The organism is Acinetobacter sp. RIT698, assembly GCF_009668065.1.
GTDB lineage: Bacteria > Pseudomonadota > Gammaproteobacteria > Pseudomonadales > Moraxellaceae > Acinetobacter > Acinetobacter guillouiae.
Genome location: NZ_WJYH01000074.1, coordinates 1 through 15,451, shown reverse-complemented (window position 1 = coordinate 15,451; position 15,451 = coordinate 1). Strand labels below are relative to the sequence as shown.

Annotated in this window: 11 protein-coding genes; 8 read left to right on the top strand and 3 right to left on the bottom strand. The window is 37.8% G+C overall.

Annotation, left to right across the window (positions count from 1 at the left end; all coding sequences use genetic code 11):
• From GJV03_RS20120 to GJV03_RS20105, 4 genes are all read left to right on the top strand, one after another.
• Positions 1-3,247: type I secretion C-terminal target domain-containing protein (locus GJV03_RS20120; protein ID WP_252720754.1), on the top strand; the 3,247-nt coding region annotated here is incomplete at its 5' end.
• Between the two features lie 114 nt (positions 3,248-3,361).
• Complete coding sequence (locus GJV03_RS20115) at positions 3,362-3,958, top strand: YigZ family protein (RefSeq protein ID WP_154130963.1); 597 nt, start codon at positions 3,362-3,364, stop codon at positions 3,956-3,958.
• Complete coding sequence (locus GJV03_RS20110) at positions 3,951-4,568, top strand: acyltransferase (protein WP_105713775.1); 618 nt, start codon at positions 3,951-3,953, stop codon at positions 4,566-4,568. The genes GJV03_RS20115 and GJV03_RS20110 overlap by 8 nt, the downstream gene beginning before the upstream one ends.
• Before the next feature lie 131 nt (positions 4,569-4,699).
• Positions 4,700-5,542 (top strand): universal stress protein, encoded by an 843-nt coding sequence (locus GJV03_RS20105; protein WP_004719212.1) that lies wholly within the window; start codon positions 4,700-4,702, stop codon positions 5,540-5,542.
• 382 nt (positions 5,543-5,924) lie between these two features.
• Here GJV03_RS20105 and GJV03_RS20100 read toward each other — a convergent pair whose 3' ends face one another.
• Together GJV03_RS20100 and GJV03_RS20095 are read right to left on the bottom strand one after the other, a co-directional pair.
• Positions 5,925-6,590 (bottom strand): O-methyltransferase, encoded by a 666-nt coding sequence (locus GJV03_RS20100; protein WP_004719214.1) that lies wholly within the window; start codon positions 6,588-6,590, stop codon positions 5,925-5,927.
• Positions 6,591-6,789: 199 nt separating this feature from the next.
• Positions 6,790-7,842 carry a Rieske 2Fe-2S domain-containing protein gene (locus tag GJV03_RS20095; RefSeq protein WP_154130962.1) on the bottom strand — a complete coding sequence of 351 codons (1,053 nt, stop codon included), beginning with the start codon at positions 7,840-7,842 and terminating at the stop codon, positions 6,790-6,792.
• 859 nt (positions 7,843-8,701) lie between these two features.
• Here GJV03_RS20095 and GJV03_RS20085 point away from each other — a divergent pair.
• The 4 genes from GJV03_RS20085 to pstB all read left to right on the top strand — a co-directional run bounded on the left by GJV03_RS20085 (position 8,702) and on the right by pstB (position 13,512).
• Positions 8,702-9,709 (top strand): substrate-binding domain-containing protein, encoded by a 1,008-nt coding sequence (locus GJV03_RS20085; RefSeq protein ID WP_004719220.1) that lies wholly within the window; start codon positions 8,702-8,704, stop codon positions 9,707-9,709.
• Between the two features lie 103 nt (positions 9,710-9,812).
• Positions 9,813-11,192 (top strand): phosphate ABC transporter permease subunit PstC, encoded by a 1,380-nt coding sequence (gene pstC, locus GJV03_RS20080; RefSeq protein ID WP_004719223.1) that lies wholly within the window; start codon positions 9,813-9,815, stop codon positions 11,190-11,192.
• Positions 11,189-12,583: a phosphate ABC transporter permease PstA gene (gene pstA, locus GJV03_RS20075; protein WP_004719227.1), complete on the top strand. Its 1,395-nt coding sequence runs from the start codon at positions 11,189-11,191 to the stop codon at positions 12,581-12,583. The genes pstC and pstA overlap by 4 nt, the downstream gene beginning before the upstream one ends.
• 17 nt (positions 12,584-12,600) lie before the next feature.
• Positions 12,601-13,512 (top strand): phosphate ABC transporter ATP-binding protein PstB, encoded by a 912-nt coding sequence (gene pstB / locus GJV03_RS20070; RefSeq protein ID WP_004719228.1) that lies wholly within the window; start codon positions 12,601-12,603, stop codon positions 13,510-13,512.
• A gap of 487 nt (positions 13,513-13,999) precedes the next feature.
• Here the strand turns inward: pstB and GJV03_RS20065 are convergent, their stop codons facing one another.
• Positions 14,000-15,346: a dicarboxylate/amino acid:cation symporter gene (locus GJV03_RS20065; protein WP_056512019.1), complete on the bottom strand. Its 1,347-nt coding sequence runs from the start codon at positions 15,344-15,346 to the stop codon at positions 14,000-14,002.
• Positions 15,347-15,451 lie beyond the last annotated feature (105 nt).

Sequence of the window (15,451 nt, the reverse complement as noted above, 5' to 3'; positions counted from 1 at the left end):
TGCAATAACCCTTCCACCAACTTCAGTGACCAATGGTTCGATTGTTATTCCACCACTTAATGCTGTAAATGATGAATTTGCATTAAATCTAGGTCAGGAAGTCCGAGTAAACCGTACAGAAGTTGCAGGTTCAGATATCGCAGTTGTTGATATCTTGGGGAATAATGCTACTGGTTTAAATTTTTCAATTCCACAAACGCCAGGAAGTGCGGGTAAGGGAGCGACAGGTAATATTTCTGTCACAGTTTCACAACAAGATCTGATTTCGGTCGGTGAGGCTGTTCAAATTGTTATTTATCAGCAAACTACCAATGGACCGGTGGAGGTTGCACGTGGTACCAGTCAAGGTGGTATTGTCACTGTGGGTGGTATTGGAATCATTGGTGTCGTGAATAGTAACGACTCAATTAAGCTTGATTTCACTAATTTACCTGAAGGTAATTATACTGTTGCAGTTCAGGCTGATGATAGTGCTCTAACAACTTTACTCAAAGACGTTGCTATTACTGACCTTGGTGGCGAAGGAGAAATTCTGGGTGCTTCAAATGCGGCAGCTATCGGGGCAGCAATTAATACAGTACTTGGCCCATTAGGTGCTCCAGTTCTCGCTTTAGTCAATACAATTTTAATTCCTGTAAATACACTCGGTTTACCGCTTTCGAGTGTCGTTAACCAACTATTAAATGTATTGCCAATTAGCGTAATTGATTACATTGTTGATGCGGCTGTTGCACCTTTATTATCAAACTTATTAACGATTTACGAAAAAACAAATATTAGTGTAACTGGAACTGAAGAGGTTTTTGCGAACTATGCAGTGACAGGTAATGTTTTTGCTGATAATGGAAATGGTCAAGATGTAGTTGGTGGTGGTTCGATCACTGAAATAGATGGTGCGTCTGTTGCACAAGGTAGTGTTACGATTCAAGGAGAGTATGGAAGTCTTGAAATTAACACACTAACTGGAGTCTTTACTTATACTGTGACAGCAGGAGAATCGGCTGTTGGAAAAACTGAAATATTTGATTATAAACTGTCCAACGGATCAACATCTGATACGGCTCAAATCATTATTAATATTGCAGGAACACCAGCAGATCCAGGTGAATTAACACCGCCAGATTATGTTGATCAAGTTGTTGCCCGTGACGACCTTGCAACTGTTAAAAATTATCATGAATCCGTGGGTGATGATGTTGGTGTACATGGCAGAGCTTCACAATTGCTGGGCGTAAATTTACTTGGATTAAATATCTCTTTAGGTAATACCGTACCATTTAATTTTGAAGTTGAAGAAAACAGCACGTCAAGTATTCATGTCAATGTAAGCGGTAGCGTTGTAAGTGCTGCGATAGGCGGTCTTATTGGTGCTTTATTGGGTACGGCAGATAAGTTTTTCAATGCTGTACTTGAACGTCAATATGTGGATGAAAATGGTGTAATACAAAAAGAACACTTCATAGTGGAAGATGCTGTAAAGCTAACACCACCTGGATTGTTGGGCATTATCTTTAATTATTCTGGTCAGATTAATTTAGATAATTTGCCACCAGGCGTTTATACCATCGCACTGCAAGAGAAACCAACGGATTCTGGTTTATTACAACAAATCTTGAATTTATTGGATTCAACAGCATCTGCCCAGTTATTTGGTGGTGTTGAATTAACCATGCAAGATCAAACCAATAAATATTTGGGTTCAAGTACCATAGAAGGAAATGTAATTTCAAGTGTGGATGGAGCAGATGAAGTAAATACAACAACATTTGTCACTAAAGTGGCCAATGAGGTTGGTGATCCTGCAGTCACATTATCTGGTGCAAACACGGTTGTGGTTGGTGCTTACGGAACACTTTATATTTCTCCAAACGGACATTATAAATATGTAAGTAATGGTGATCCTGCGGATATTGGCAAGGTAGATACATTCACCTATACGATTAGGGACTTCAATGGTAGTGAAGCAACAGCGAATTTGAATATTCGTATTGATGGTGATAACTCTGGTGTAGTTTGGGATAATACAAATCCAGAAAATGATGTATCTCTCCCAGCTCCAATCATTCTAGATAATGCAGAGCATGTGGCTATTGGTGCTGTAACGAATGTGGTGCAAATAGTAAGTGAAGCGAATCAAGGTGCTAGTTTTGCAGTGGCAGGTACATTAGGTGGTGGTGGTGGTACTTATGTTCCGACGACATTTAATGTAGCAAATACAGACTCTTCGCATGTTGTAGTTAAAGTAAATATCCCACCACTTTCAGTTTCTCTATTGCCAACGATTGTTCTTACAATCAAAGATCAAAATGGTACAGTAGTTGGGACGATAACCGGTAAGCCTCTTCTCAACGCACTTGGAAGTTCAATAACTGTCGACATGCCTAATTTAGGCCCAGGAACCTATACAATTACGGCATCTGCATCGGGTAATATAGGTTTAGGATTTAATGCTACAGTGAGCTTAGCGCAAGACATTACTCACTATAATGAAATTGCCCCAGTAACCGCAGCTCCAATTATTGGCAACATGTTGACAGATGATACCTATAATCCATCTTATGCTAAATTTAGTATTGATACAGGCAATGGGCAGTTTGTAGAGGTTGGATATAATGGTGTGACGGTGCAAGGTGAGTATGGCAGTCTGTTTGTGAAAAGTGATGGAAGCTATGTTTATACACCGAGTGCTGGCGTAATTGGTCGTCAAGAAGTATTCGATTACAAACTATCAGTTTTTGGTCAAGATCATACAGCATCTCTTACAGTAACTGTTGATGCAATAACCACTGGAGATGCTCTACGTAATACGCTGATTAGTGGTGAACTGAATGATACCTTTACAGGTAATGCTGGTTCAGATGTACTTGTATATCATGTATTAGAAAGTGCAAGTGCAAGTGGTGGAAATGGTATCGATCATTGGACAGACTTCCATTCTGGAAATGTGAACACTGATACGAATGCAGACATCATTGATATTTCTGATTTACTGATTGGTTTTAACAGTGCAAATATCACAGCTGATTTAACAGCATCGGCAAACTATTTGAAAAACTATCTTGGTGTAAGAGTTGATGGTAATAATGTCACACTTACCATAGATCGTGATGGTGCAGGAACTACGTACACCGGAAAAACTGATTTACTCCAATTGGATAATTTGGCGCAATCAGGTGCTGCATTTAACGGCAAAACTGAAGATGATATCTTGAAACTCTTGCTTCAAAATCATCAGCTTGTCCTATAATTTAGTCAGTAAATTGAAAAAACCCTAAGTTCGCTTAGGGTTTTTTATTGCCCAATGTCTTTTAAAAGCACGTTATAATGGCAATATATTGAGTTTGAATGCTTTATTTTCATTATGGTTTATACACTTGTATCCGAAACGATTTTTGAGGAAGACATTAAAAAGAGTCGATTTCAAGCCATTTCAGCGCCTGTTGAAAATGAACAGCAAGTTAAAATGTTTCTGGAAAAAAATTTAGATCTAACAACAACACATCAATGCTGGGCATGGAAAATAGGCCATAATGTTCGTTTTAATGACGATGGTGAACCTTCAGGTACAGCTGGTCGCCCGATCCTTGCGACTATTGAGGGCAATGATTTAACCAATGCAATTGTATTGGTCAATCGCTGGTATGGTGGTATCAAGTTGGGTACAGGTGGTTTAGTTCGTGCCTATGGTGGCTGTGCAGGACAATGTTTGCTTTTGGCTGAAAAAATAGAACTGATTGAAAAGAAGAAAATTTATTTTCAATGCCAATTCAGCGAATGGTCAATTTTTCAGTATGAATTGAATACTCAAGACATTGAATATAAAGAACAATATACTGCTGATGGGGTTGAAGTTGAGGCATTATTACAAATACATCAAATTGATCCACTTAAGTTAAAAATTCAAGATGTAACGCGTGGGCGTGAGCAACTTAAATTGTTGGAAGACGTTGATGATTGAACAAGACCCATTATTGAAATATCGCGAACAACATAAGCATCGCTTAAATTATATGCCGTGGCTGTATTATTCACTTAAACCGAAAAATCGAGTTTGGGCGGAGCAGTGGCAGCAGCAGTATCAAGCGTATTTAATGGCTATGGAAACCGTTGAAATAGGTCAAAATTGCTTTATTTCACCATTGGCGCATATATTTGCTGAGCCTGGACGGAAAATTGTCATTGGGGATAATACTTTTATTGCGGCAGATTGTACCTTGCATGGACCGTTAGAGATTGGTAATGAAGTCGCGATCAACCATCATTGTATTTTGGATGGGGGCAAAGTCGGTATTAAATTACATGATCAAGTTCGTATAGCCGCCTATTGTCATCTTTATGCTTTTGATCATGGGATGGATTTGAGTATTCCTGTTTATCAACAAGCTGTGACTTCCAAAGGCATTGAAATTGGTCAGGATGTTTGGTTGGGCGCGCATGTTGGTGTGAAAGATGGTGTAAAAATTGCTTCACATGCGGTGATTGGAATGAATAGTATGGTTACTAAAAATGTAGCTGAACGAGAAATTGTGGCAGGGAACCCAGCGCGTTTTATTCGTTATCGTGAATGAACGCACAGTTTGTACAAATACATAATTAAATTATGGGATTAATTACATAAAGTTGTCCAAACTTATAAAAACTTATGCTAATTTAAAACAATAATATAGACCCAAAGCTGTAAAGCTAAAGCGAGGTTAAAATGAACAGAGTAGTGGCTTGTATTGACTCTTCTCCGTGCATCAATGCATTGGCAGAAGCAGCCGCATGGATTGCTCAAAAAACTGGTCGTGAACTGGTTTTATTGCAAGTATTGGATTATTACCCTGCAAGTTATCATTTAGGGGAAATTAGTGGGGTAATTGGCTTTGAAAGTAATGCGATGTTACTTAAAGAGCTGGCTGAACTTGAACAAAAGCAAAGTGAGTTAGCACTGGATTACAGTAATAATTTACTCAAGCATATTTCTGAAATGATTCAAGAAAAATACAATATCACACCGATTCAAATTCAAGCCAAAGGTGATTTTCTCGAACAAAGCTTCAATGAATTGACTGAAGATGATATCGCTGTCATCGGTCGAGTGGGTGAGCGTTCAGCTGAGAAGAATAAAATACTGGGCAGTAATGTTGAAAACTTTATTCGTGGAACCAAAAGTACCGTATTAACCGTTGGGCAAACATTTAAACCACCTACACGGTTTATTTTTGCTTATGAGCTTTCAGAAACATGTCAAAAAATGCTAAAACGTGTTGAAAAAAGTGATTTGCTTAAACTTTTGCAATGCCATTTACTCTATGTCGGTGATCATCCTGAGATTCTCAATGAGCCTGCGCAACGTTTAAAAGATGCGGGTTTGGATGTGGTGGTAGAGTACCGTTATGGTGATGTTGCTGAAAATATTTTGGATTATCAAGACCAGCATCAAATTCAATTGATTGTTCTAGGTGCATTTAGTCATAGTAAAATTCATCAATTCTTTTTGGGTAGTGTAACCACCACTATTTTTAGAAATGCTGCAGTTCCATTGTTGGTCGCAAAATAAGTTTGATTTGAAGATGAAAGACAACGCGATTAAGCAATCGAGATTGAGTCAAATGACCGATCAAACAGAAGAAATGAAATGCCACAAATAATATGATTTGTGGCATTTTTTTTGATTAAAAAATTTGATAAAAATATTGCATTTTGAAATGCAAGCGCTTTTTCATGAACCATGAATTTAACTGGTTGAAAATTAATCGACAATTAAAAGTATTTTATTTTCATGAGTTTATTAAAGCATTATTGAGTTATCCACAATTCTACAAACAAGTTCAGGGGATAACTCTAAGAAGAATGATTGAAGCTAAGATGGAGTTGTTAAAATTTTAGCTATAAAAAAGCTGCTATCTAAATAGCAGCTTTAAAAATTAAATCAGCATGCTTTATTTTACAATTGCAATGGCAAAACCATCATGCCCTTTGCTACCTACAGTTTGCAAAGCCGTACATGACAGAATTTTAGGATGGTTTTGCATGGCTTTATACATGTCACGGATCCCTTCAATACTTGGTTTGACATTGTCTGGGTCAAGAATGTCACCAGCACGAATCACGTTGTCCAAAACAATCACTGTACCTGAATGTGACAGACTTAAGCTTAATTCTAAATATTCAGGATAGCTTTGTTTATCAGCATCGACAAAAATAAAGTCAAAAGGTTCTGTAGCTTCAGGCAACGCTTTTAAAATATCGGCTGCACGACCACACTTTAATTCAACGGTTTGTTTGAGCTTGGCCTGATCTATATTTTCTTGACCTAGAGCAGCATGCGTATCACGACCTTCAATCGTTAAAATATAACCATCATCAGGTAAGGCACGGGCTAACCACATAGTGCTATAAGCTGCAAAAGTACCTAATTCTAAAACACGTTTGCATTTGTTCATTTGAATCAACATTTGCAATAACATGCCCTGATTTGCGGCAACAGCAAGGTGGTCTGGAAATCCTTTATCCTCAGTGTTTTTTAATGTTTGTATGAGGATTGGATCTTCAGGAATTAAATGTGATTCGATATAGGCATCGATGTCTGACCACATTTGTTGCATGTTATACCACCTAATTGGAGTCACTTCATTTATGTAATGTGCATTTTAATCTTTTAATCGAAGAGTGCAATTTTAATAGAAACTTTTGAGTTAAATTTAATCAACTTGAAAAAATTATAAATATATAGAGCGATACGTTCAGGTTTTATTGTTTTAAAGAAGCCTGATCAACTTCTATAAAACATGGCATGAAACTGATTTATGCGGCGAATAATGGGCTAAATCCTATTTTTCTTAATAAACGGCGATACATACTTGAACTGCGGTCAGCAGGGAAGTGCGCCTCAATGGATAAATCTAAAGGTAGATATTCTGGTTTTTGAGTCTCAACGATCAAACGGTCTTCTTCAAAGATTTTAAGGTTGTATTCATAAGCATCTTCTATTGGTAAATCTTGATCATAGTTACGACAAATTGGGGCAAATAATCGAGTACTACGTGCTGTCATGGGCGAGGCAGCATTCATAATGACCTGTTTCGCTTGATTGGGGAAATGAATGGTTAATGTTGCGGTAAAAGGCAAATGAATTTCAAAATGGCGTAACCATTGAAAATCCGCTTGTCCTAATTGATCTAGACCAATCGGGTAACGACCTACACTACTGATATAATCAGCACTAAAACCATAGTCTGTTTCTTGCGTGGTGTAATCAGGCACTTCAGTATTTTCTGGGTCACCAAAAGTTTCTGGATGTACCCATGCAAAATGAGCAACATCGATAAAACCTTCCAATTGTCGACCAGCAAAACATTTTAAATCGACTTGAGGGCAAATCAGTTGTTGATACGTGGTCTCATCCCAATGCGGCATATTTGGGATATTGGGTATATCTTGCTTTTTTGCTAAAAGTGAACACCAGATTAATCCATAACGTTCAACTGCAGCATAGGTTTTTAGGTGGAAGCGGTCCGAAATTTTATGATTGGGATGCGCAGGGATACGATTACATTTTCCATTTTCACCAAAGCGTAAACCATGATAACGGCAAACGATACCTTGACCATCATTTGTTCCGATGCTTAAAGGAACACCGCGATGTGGGCAGGCATCTTTGGCAACAATGATTTCAGTATCTATTTTATAAATGACCAATGGCATATCCAGCAACATGGTTCCTAGAGGCTGCTCAGTAATGTCTCTTACTAATGCAATTGGATACCAATATTGGGCTAAGAGCTGCCAGTCATGTTCTGAGAAGGTCATATGAACGGGAAGGTCAGGATTGAAGCTGCTAGACGTTTTGCTATTCATATTCAAATCTTTTATGGAGTGCTCATTTGAATATAAAACAATGCCGTGTTCTTTGAAATTTCAATTATTGTGTTGAATGATTAAGAAAAATAGAACACTTGATTGAATAGTGGGCATGTTAAGCGGTGGATCTTTTGTATTGGCTTAGCTGTAATAATCTTTTAACATTTTTCCAAAATTTAATAAAAATGAGCTGACTACAATAAGTGCTATGGAGAAACTGCTGCAAAAGAAAATTATTTTTTGATAATTTAACCTGCAACTATTCATTAAAGGTAAATAGTAGACTTGATACATTGAACGTAAGGTTTGCATGGTTAATATAAATAAACTGATGAAGCTAAAACTAATGACAATATTTTGGATCAGATTGTATTGACTAGTTTGTGCCAATAAAAAGTAAATAATCCAACAACTCATATAGATAATGAACGTAATCATACTGGCCGAGGCCACCATCTTTAGAAAAGTTTCATGCCATTCTTTACGATTTAATCTGATCATTTAAATTGCTCTTTTTTATTTATTTTAAGGGTTTTTAGATGGAAAAATAAGGCTATCACGACGTAACGTGTCGTTTGAAATGGGTAAACCTTAATACAACTTTTGTGACATACACATGAAATATTACAATTTGAATTGTAATATCCTCAAATTTAAAAAATAGAACACAGTTGATTACATATTGAATTTAAAAGATTTTTAATAAAATCAAATGTGAATTATCAAATATCATAAAAGCGTCATAAAGCTGTAACTTATTTGTCATATTTTAAAATCAAAATGCAGTTATCCGAAAAGTACGACACAACAAGAAGTGGTGTACTTCAAAATTGCAGTTTATTTAAGAGAGAAAAGAATGCGCATTAATCACATCGCACTTGCATTAGCAGTTTCAGGGGCAGCAGTAGCAGCAAACGCTCGTGATACCATCCAAATCGCTGGTTCTTCTACTGTACTTCCTTATGCGAGTATTGTTGCTGAAGAATTTGGTAATACTTTCCCTCAATTTAAAGCACCTGTAGTTGGCTCAGGCGGTAGTTCTGCTGGTCTTAAACAGTTCTGTTCAGGTGTGGGCGATAACACAATTGATATCGCAAATGCTTCACGTAAAATTAAAGATACTGAAATCGCAGCGTGTAAAAAAGCTGGCGTAAATAAAGTCCAAGAAATAAAAATCGGTTATGACGGCATCGTTTTTGCTTCGAATGCAAGCAAAGCAGCTTATAAATTACGTCCACAACACGTATTTGCAGCCCTAGCAGCTGAATTACCATCAAATGGTAAATTGGTACCAAACCCATATACACGTTGGAACCAAATTGATAAATCGCTTCCAAATGAGCCAATTACTTTAGTTGTTCCTGCTTCTAACCACGGTACACGTGAAGTGTTCCAAGAAAAAATGGTTGAAGCGGGTTGTGAAAGTTATGATTACTTTAAAAAGTTAGACAAAGATGCTCAGAAAAAAGCATGTTCTAGCTTCCGTAAAGACGGTAAAGTAATTGAAATTGCAGGTGATTATACTGAAACTCTAGCGCGTTTAAAAACATCTCCAAGTGCGGTAGGTGTATTTGGCTTAGGTTTCTATGATCAAAATAAAGATAAATTACGTGTTGCGACAGTGAACAATGTTGTTCCTTCTGAGCAAACTGTTTTAAATGGTACTTACCCTGTATCTCGTCCTTTATACTTCTATGTAAAAGGTGAACACTTACAGTCAATCAAAGGCTTAAAAGAATATACTGAATACTTCCTTAACAAGAAGGTATCTGGTAAAGGTTCTAAGTTAGATAAAGCTGGTTTGATTTCATTGTCAGACGCTGAACGTGCAAAAGTATTGGCTGGTTTTAAAGCTGGTAAATAATAAAACCGCAATAATGGAGCTGATGGTGGGTGACTACCATCGGCTTTCCTTGCTAAGTAGAGTTTTTTCAAATTATTGAAATTGAAAAAACGGTGGAGAATACATGAATCTGCTACTCATTGGCGTGTTATTGGCTTTAATTGCTATCGCATATCAAATCGGGCTACGAAAAAGCCGAAGCCTAGCAGGTAAGGGAAATAACACTGCAATTTTACATTCACGTCCTGGCTATTATGGCTCTTTGGTGGCGTTGTGGTGTGGAATTCCAGCTTTTTTAATTTTGATAGTTTGGAACTTGGTAGAACCAAGTGTTTTACAACATCTAATTTTAAAAAATGTTCCAGCAAATATTGCTTCAACGCTAGATACAGCTGGGGTAGATGTACTGGTGGATCGTATTAAAGCAATTGCCTCTGGCTTTGGTGTGACAGATACGCCAGCAGCTTATGAGGTTGCAGCTGCAGAACAACTCTCAAAATTTGAAAGAATTGGCTCGTTTGCAAAGTTTGCTGTGGTAACTTGTGCTGCGATCCTTGGATTGATTTGGGCAAGAAAAAGAATTAGTCAACAATTTCGTGCACGTAACGAAGTTGAAAAAACCATTAACGTTGTTTTGATCCTGTGTTCAGGTGTTGCGATCCTCACGACTGTGGGTATTGTGATGTCGATGTTCAGTGAAGCGATGCACTTTTTCCAGTTTGTCAGTCCAATCGACTTCTTCTTTGGTACAGAGTGGAATCCTGGCTTTAGTACGTCAGGTAATGCTGAAGGAAGTTATGGTTTATTACCATTACTGTGGGGAACACTCATGGTCAGTGGTATTGCACTACTGGTTGCTGTTCCACTGGGTTTAATGATTGCAATTTATCTTGCTGAATATGCATCACCTCGATTCCGTTCATGGGCAAAGCCAACAATTGAAGTTTTGGCGGGTATTCCAACCATTGTTTATGGTGTTTTTGCCATGATGGTGATTGGTCCAATCTTCAAATCTATTGGCGACTCTATTGGCGTTGAGGTTAATGCGACCAGTGCTTTAACAGCAGGTTTTGCAATGGGTATTATGATTATCCCATTTGTATCTTCTTTGTCAGATGACATTATCACTCAAGTGCCACGTGCCTTACGTGATGGTTCTTTAGGTTTAGGTGCGACCAAATCTGAAACTATTCGTCAAGTGGTTCTTCCAGCGGCCTTACCAGGTATTACGGGTGCATTCTTACTTGCAGTATCTCGTGCAGTCGGTGAAACCATGATTGTGGTACTCGCTGCTGGTAATAGTCCACTGTTACATATCAATCCACTAGAAGCTGTCTCAACAGTCACTGTAACGATTGTAAAACAATTAACAGGTGATACAGACTTTGCAAGTCCGCAGGCATTGGTTGCGTTTGCACTGGGTTTAACTTTATTTACCATTACATTGTGTTTAAACATTGTCGCACTTTATATTGTGCGTAAATATCGTGAGCAATACGAATGAGTACATCAAATACATCTCCTGTGGATCAAAATGTATTTGATCCTCAAGCTGCCGCTGAGTTGCGAGAGAAACGTAAAGCTAGAATCGCCAGCTCATTGTCAAAACGTCATCGTAAAGAAAAGACCTTCCGTTTTGCTGGCTTTTCAGCAGTGATTATTGGTTTGGCATTTGTTGCAATTTTATTTGGAAGTATCTTATACAAAGGGTTGCCAGCATTTTGGCAAGCAAGTATGACTGTACCTGTGTATTTTGATCCAAGTATGATTGATGCAGGACCAAAACCAACACAAAAAGTAGGTGAATCTCCTGCTGTATTTCAAGAGCGTTATGTCGACTGGCAAACTAAAATGGGTATGGTTGATTGGGATGCATTGATTGTAAATGCAATCATTGCAAAAGACCCTGCACTTGAAAGTCGTCGTGATGATCTTTCTGGCATCTATACCAGTTCAGAGGCATATCGTATCCGTGATATGGTCTTTAAAGATCCAGCATTGATTGGTAAAACAGTAGAGCTCAATTTCCTTGCTGATGCCAACATTGATGTGTGGTTAGCTGGTCATATTGATCGTTCATTGCCTGATGAGCAACAACAACTTAGTCCAGAAGTACGTCAACTTTCTGATGACTTAGCTGCGAAAGGGATTATTAACCGTACTTTTAACACGCAAATGTTCACCAACCCAGATTCACGCAGCTCACCAGCAACAGCAGGTTTGGCTGGTGCATTTATGGGTTCATTGTTCATGATGTTAATTGTGATCGCGATTTCTATTCCATTGGGTGTAGCAAGTGCGATTTATCTAGAAGAGTTTGCACCGAAAAACTTTATTACTGACATCATTGAAGTCAATATCAATAACCTTGCAGCAGTTCCATCGATTGTATTTGGTTTATTGGGTGCTGCCATCTTTATTGGTTGGATGCATTTACCTATATCCGCACCTTTGGTTGGTGGTTTGGTCTTAAGTTTAATGACTTTGCCTACAGTGATTATTACCACACGTGCTTCATTGAAGGCAGTACCACCATCAATTCGCCAAGCGGCGTTAGGTATTGGTGCTTCTCGTTTACAAACAGTATTCCACCATGTATTGCCTTTGGCTCTACCGGGGATTATGACAGGTGCGATTATTGGTATTGCTCATGCATTGGGTGAAACCGCACCATTACTATTAATTGGTATGAGCGCTTTCGTTGCAAATATTCCAGTATCTCCATTAGATCAATCTACGGCTTTACCTGTTCAAGTTTACTTATGGCAAGGTAATGAATTACGTAACTTCTTCGAAGGGCGTACGGCTGCAGCCATCATTGTGTTATTGGCACTTATGGTCGGTCTAAACAGCTTTGCAATTTGGTTACGTAAGAAATTTGAAGTTCGCTGGTAAAAGAGGGCAGAATAGAGATGAATACTGTAGAAACTAAAAATTCCTTAAGACAGGATACAACCGTGAATTCTGAACAATCTCAATTTACATCGACTGATAGTAAGCAAAAGCAAGCAAGCACTTCTTTTGTCTCCCAGTTTGAGTCTTCGACACCGAAGAAAGAAAAAAATACAACTGTGAAACTTAGTGCTGAAGATGTGCATGTTTACTATGGTGACGCAGAAGCGATTAAAGGTATTGATCTTCAAGTTTATGAAAATGAAGTGATTGCATTTATTGGACCATCAGGTTGTGGTAAATCAACATTTCTACGTACCTTGAACCGTATGAACGATACGATTGATACTTGCCGTGTAACAGGTAAAGTGCGTTTAGACAACCAAGACATTTATGATCCAAATCTAGATGTTGTGTTGCTCCGTGCTCAAGTTGGAATGGTATTTCAAAAACCAAACCCGTTCCCTAAATCAATTTTTGATAATGTTGCTTATGGTCCTAAACTGCATGGTTTAGCCAAAGATAAGTATGATTTAGAAGAGATTGTTGAAAATAGTTTGCGTAAAGCAGGTTTGTGGGATGAAGTAAAAGATCGTTTAAGTCAGCCAGGTACAGGACTTTCAGGTGGTCAGCAACAACGTTTGTGTATTGCACGTACGATTGCGGTAAGCCCTGAAGTGATTTTAATGGATGAACCATGTTCTGCGCTCGATCCAATTGCAACAGCAAAAGTTGAGGAGCTAATCTCTGAGCTTTCTACGCAATATACAATCGCAATTGTAACCCACTCCATGCAACAAGCAGCGCGTGTATCTGATCGTACAGCATACTTTCATTTAGGTGACTTAATCGAAGTTAACTCTACAGAGAAAGTCTTTACTCAACCAGATCACCAATTGACTGAAGCTTATATTACCGGCCGTTTCGGTTAAGTAGAATATTGATCAAGATAAGTTTAGATGTGAAATTAAAGGGCCGAAAGGCTCTTTTTTTTATAGATAAAGTATATGAACATCTGTGGTAATGAATCAAATTGACGAAAATGGTAGATCAAAAAACAATTAAAAATTTAAGCTTTAAAATAATGAATGGAACGTCTAAATCTTTTCTTTGATGAGTACTGAAATAGGGATGCAATACGGTTTTCGTTAAGTCTTTTGAATGAAGTACTTTTGTTTAAGTCTGGTATTGTCTGAATAAAACCAATCTATTGAGAATGGGTAAATTAGACAAATGCTTTTTTAAGAAATACATCATTTTAAGCTTTGTGTATTAAACATATTTTTCAGTTAGTGCTTCATTTTATATGCAAATAGCTGTTGATAGTTATTTGTAATTTTCTGATCTATTCATAATTGCTTTATATAAAAAAGGAGCTCAAAAGCTCCTTCTTATTATAAATATTGCTTATAGGATGTTTTAATCCATTGGATCTTCACGATGTTGTTCAACTGCTTTAGCATCATAGTGCGCTTTACTCGGATGAGCGAATGCAGTAGCCAGTTTGTCTTTGTCTAAAGCATTGTCCCAACGTGCCACAACAATCGTCGCACACGCATTACCGACTAAATTGGTCAGTGCACGACACTCAGACATAAAGCGGTCAATACCTAGAATTAAAGCCATACCTGCAACAGGAACTGCTGGAACAACAGATAATGTTGCAGCTAAGGTAATAAATCCAGCACCTGTAACACCAGCAGCACCTTTAGAGCTCAGCATTGCAACGAGCAATAATAAGATTTGGTCTTGAATACTCAAATCGATATTACATGCTTGTGCAATAAAGAGCGCCGCCATCGTCATATAGATGTTGGTACCATCGAGGTTAAATGAATAACCAGTAGGAATAACCAAGCCAACCACAGATTTTTCGCAGCCTGCTTTTTCCATTTTACGCATCAATGATGGAAGTGCGGCTTCGGATGAACTGGTCCCTAAAACTAACCATAATTCATCTTTGATATAGCGAATCAGATCTGTAATTCTAAATCCATTATAGCGCGCCACTGCACCCAAAATAACCAGAATAAAGAGTAAGGCCGTGATATAGAATGTCATAATTAAAAGTAAAAGATTTCCAATACTTTCAATACCATACTTACCAATTGTAAATGCCATTGCACCAAAAGCACCAATCGGAGCAAATTTCATCAGCATTCCAACTAAATGAAATACGGGTGCTGTAAGATTGTTTAAGAAGTCTACAATCGGTTGACCTTTTTCGCCTACCGCAGCCAAGGATAAACCAAATAATACGGCAACAAATAGAACTTGTAGAATGTCGCCACTTGTTAATGGGCTAACAATGGTTGTTGGAAGAATATTCAGTAAGAAGTCGACAATAGAAGCGTCATGTGCTTTCTCAGCATACTCAACAACTTTCTCTGATTTTAATGATGTAGGGTCAATATTTAAACCTTGTCCTGGTTTAATAATATTGGCAACAATCATCCCGACGATTAATGCGAGTGTAGAGAATGTTAGGAAATAAAGCATCGCTTTACCCGTTACTCGTCCTACAGTTCCCATATGTTTCATGCCTGATATTCCAGTGACAACCGTCAAGAAAATAACAGGTGCAATAATCATTTTGACCAGTTTAATAAATGCATCACCTAACGGCTTTAAACTTGCACCAATATCTGGCCAAAAGTGTCCAAGAAGGATACCAAGTACAATGGCAAAAATAACTTGAACATAGAGGATTTGATAAAACTTTTGTTTTTTAGGGGGTAGGTGTTCATCGTGTGAGGAGATATCCATACTCAATCCTTATCCTTGATGTTGATAAAATTAAACATTTTTTAAAAAAATGACTCATAAATGTTCATAAATTTACAAAATGTAATTATTCTTTTTAACGTGTTG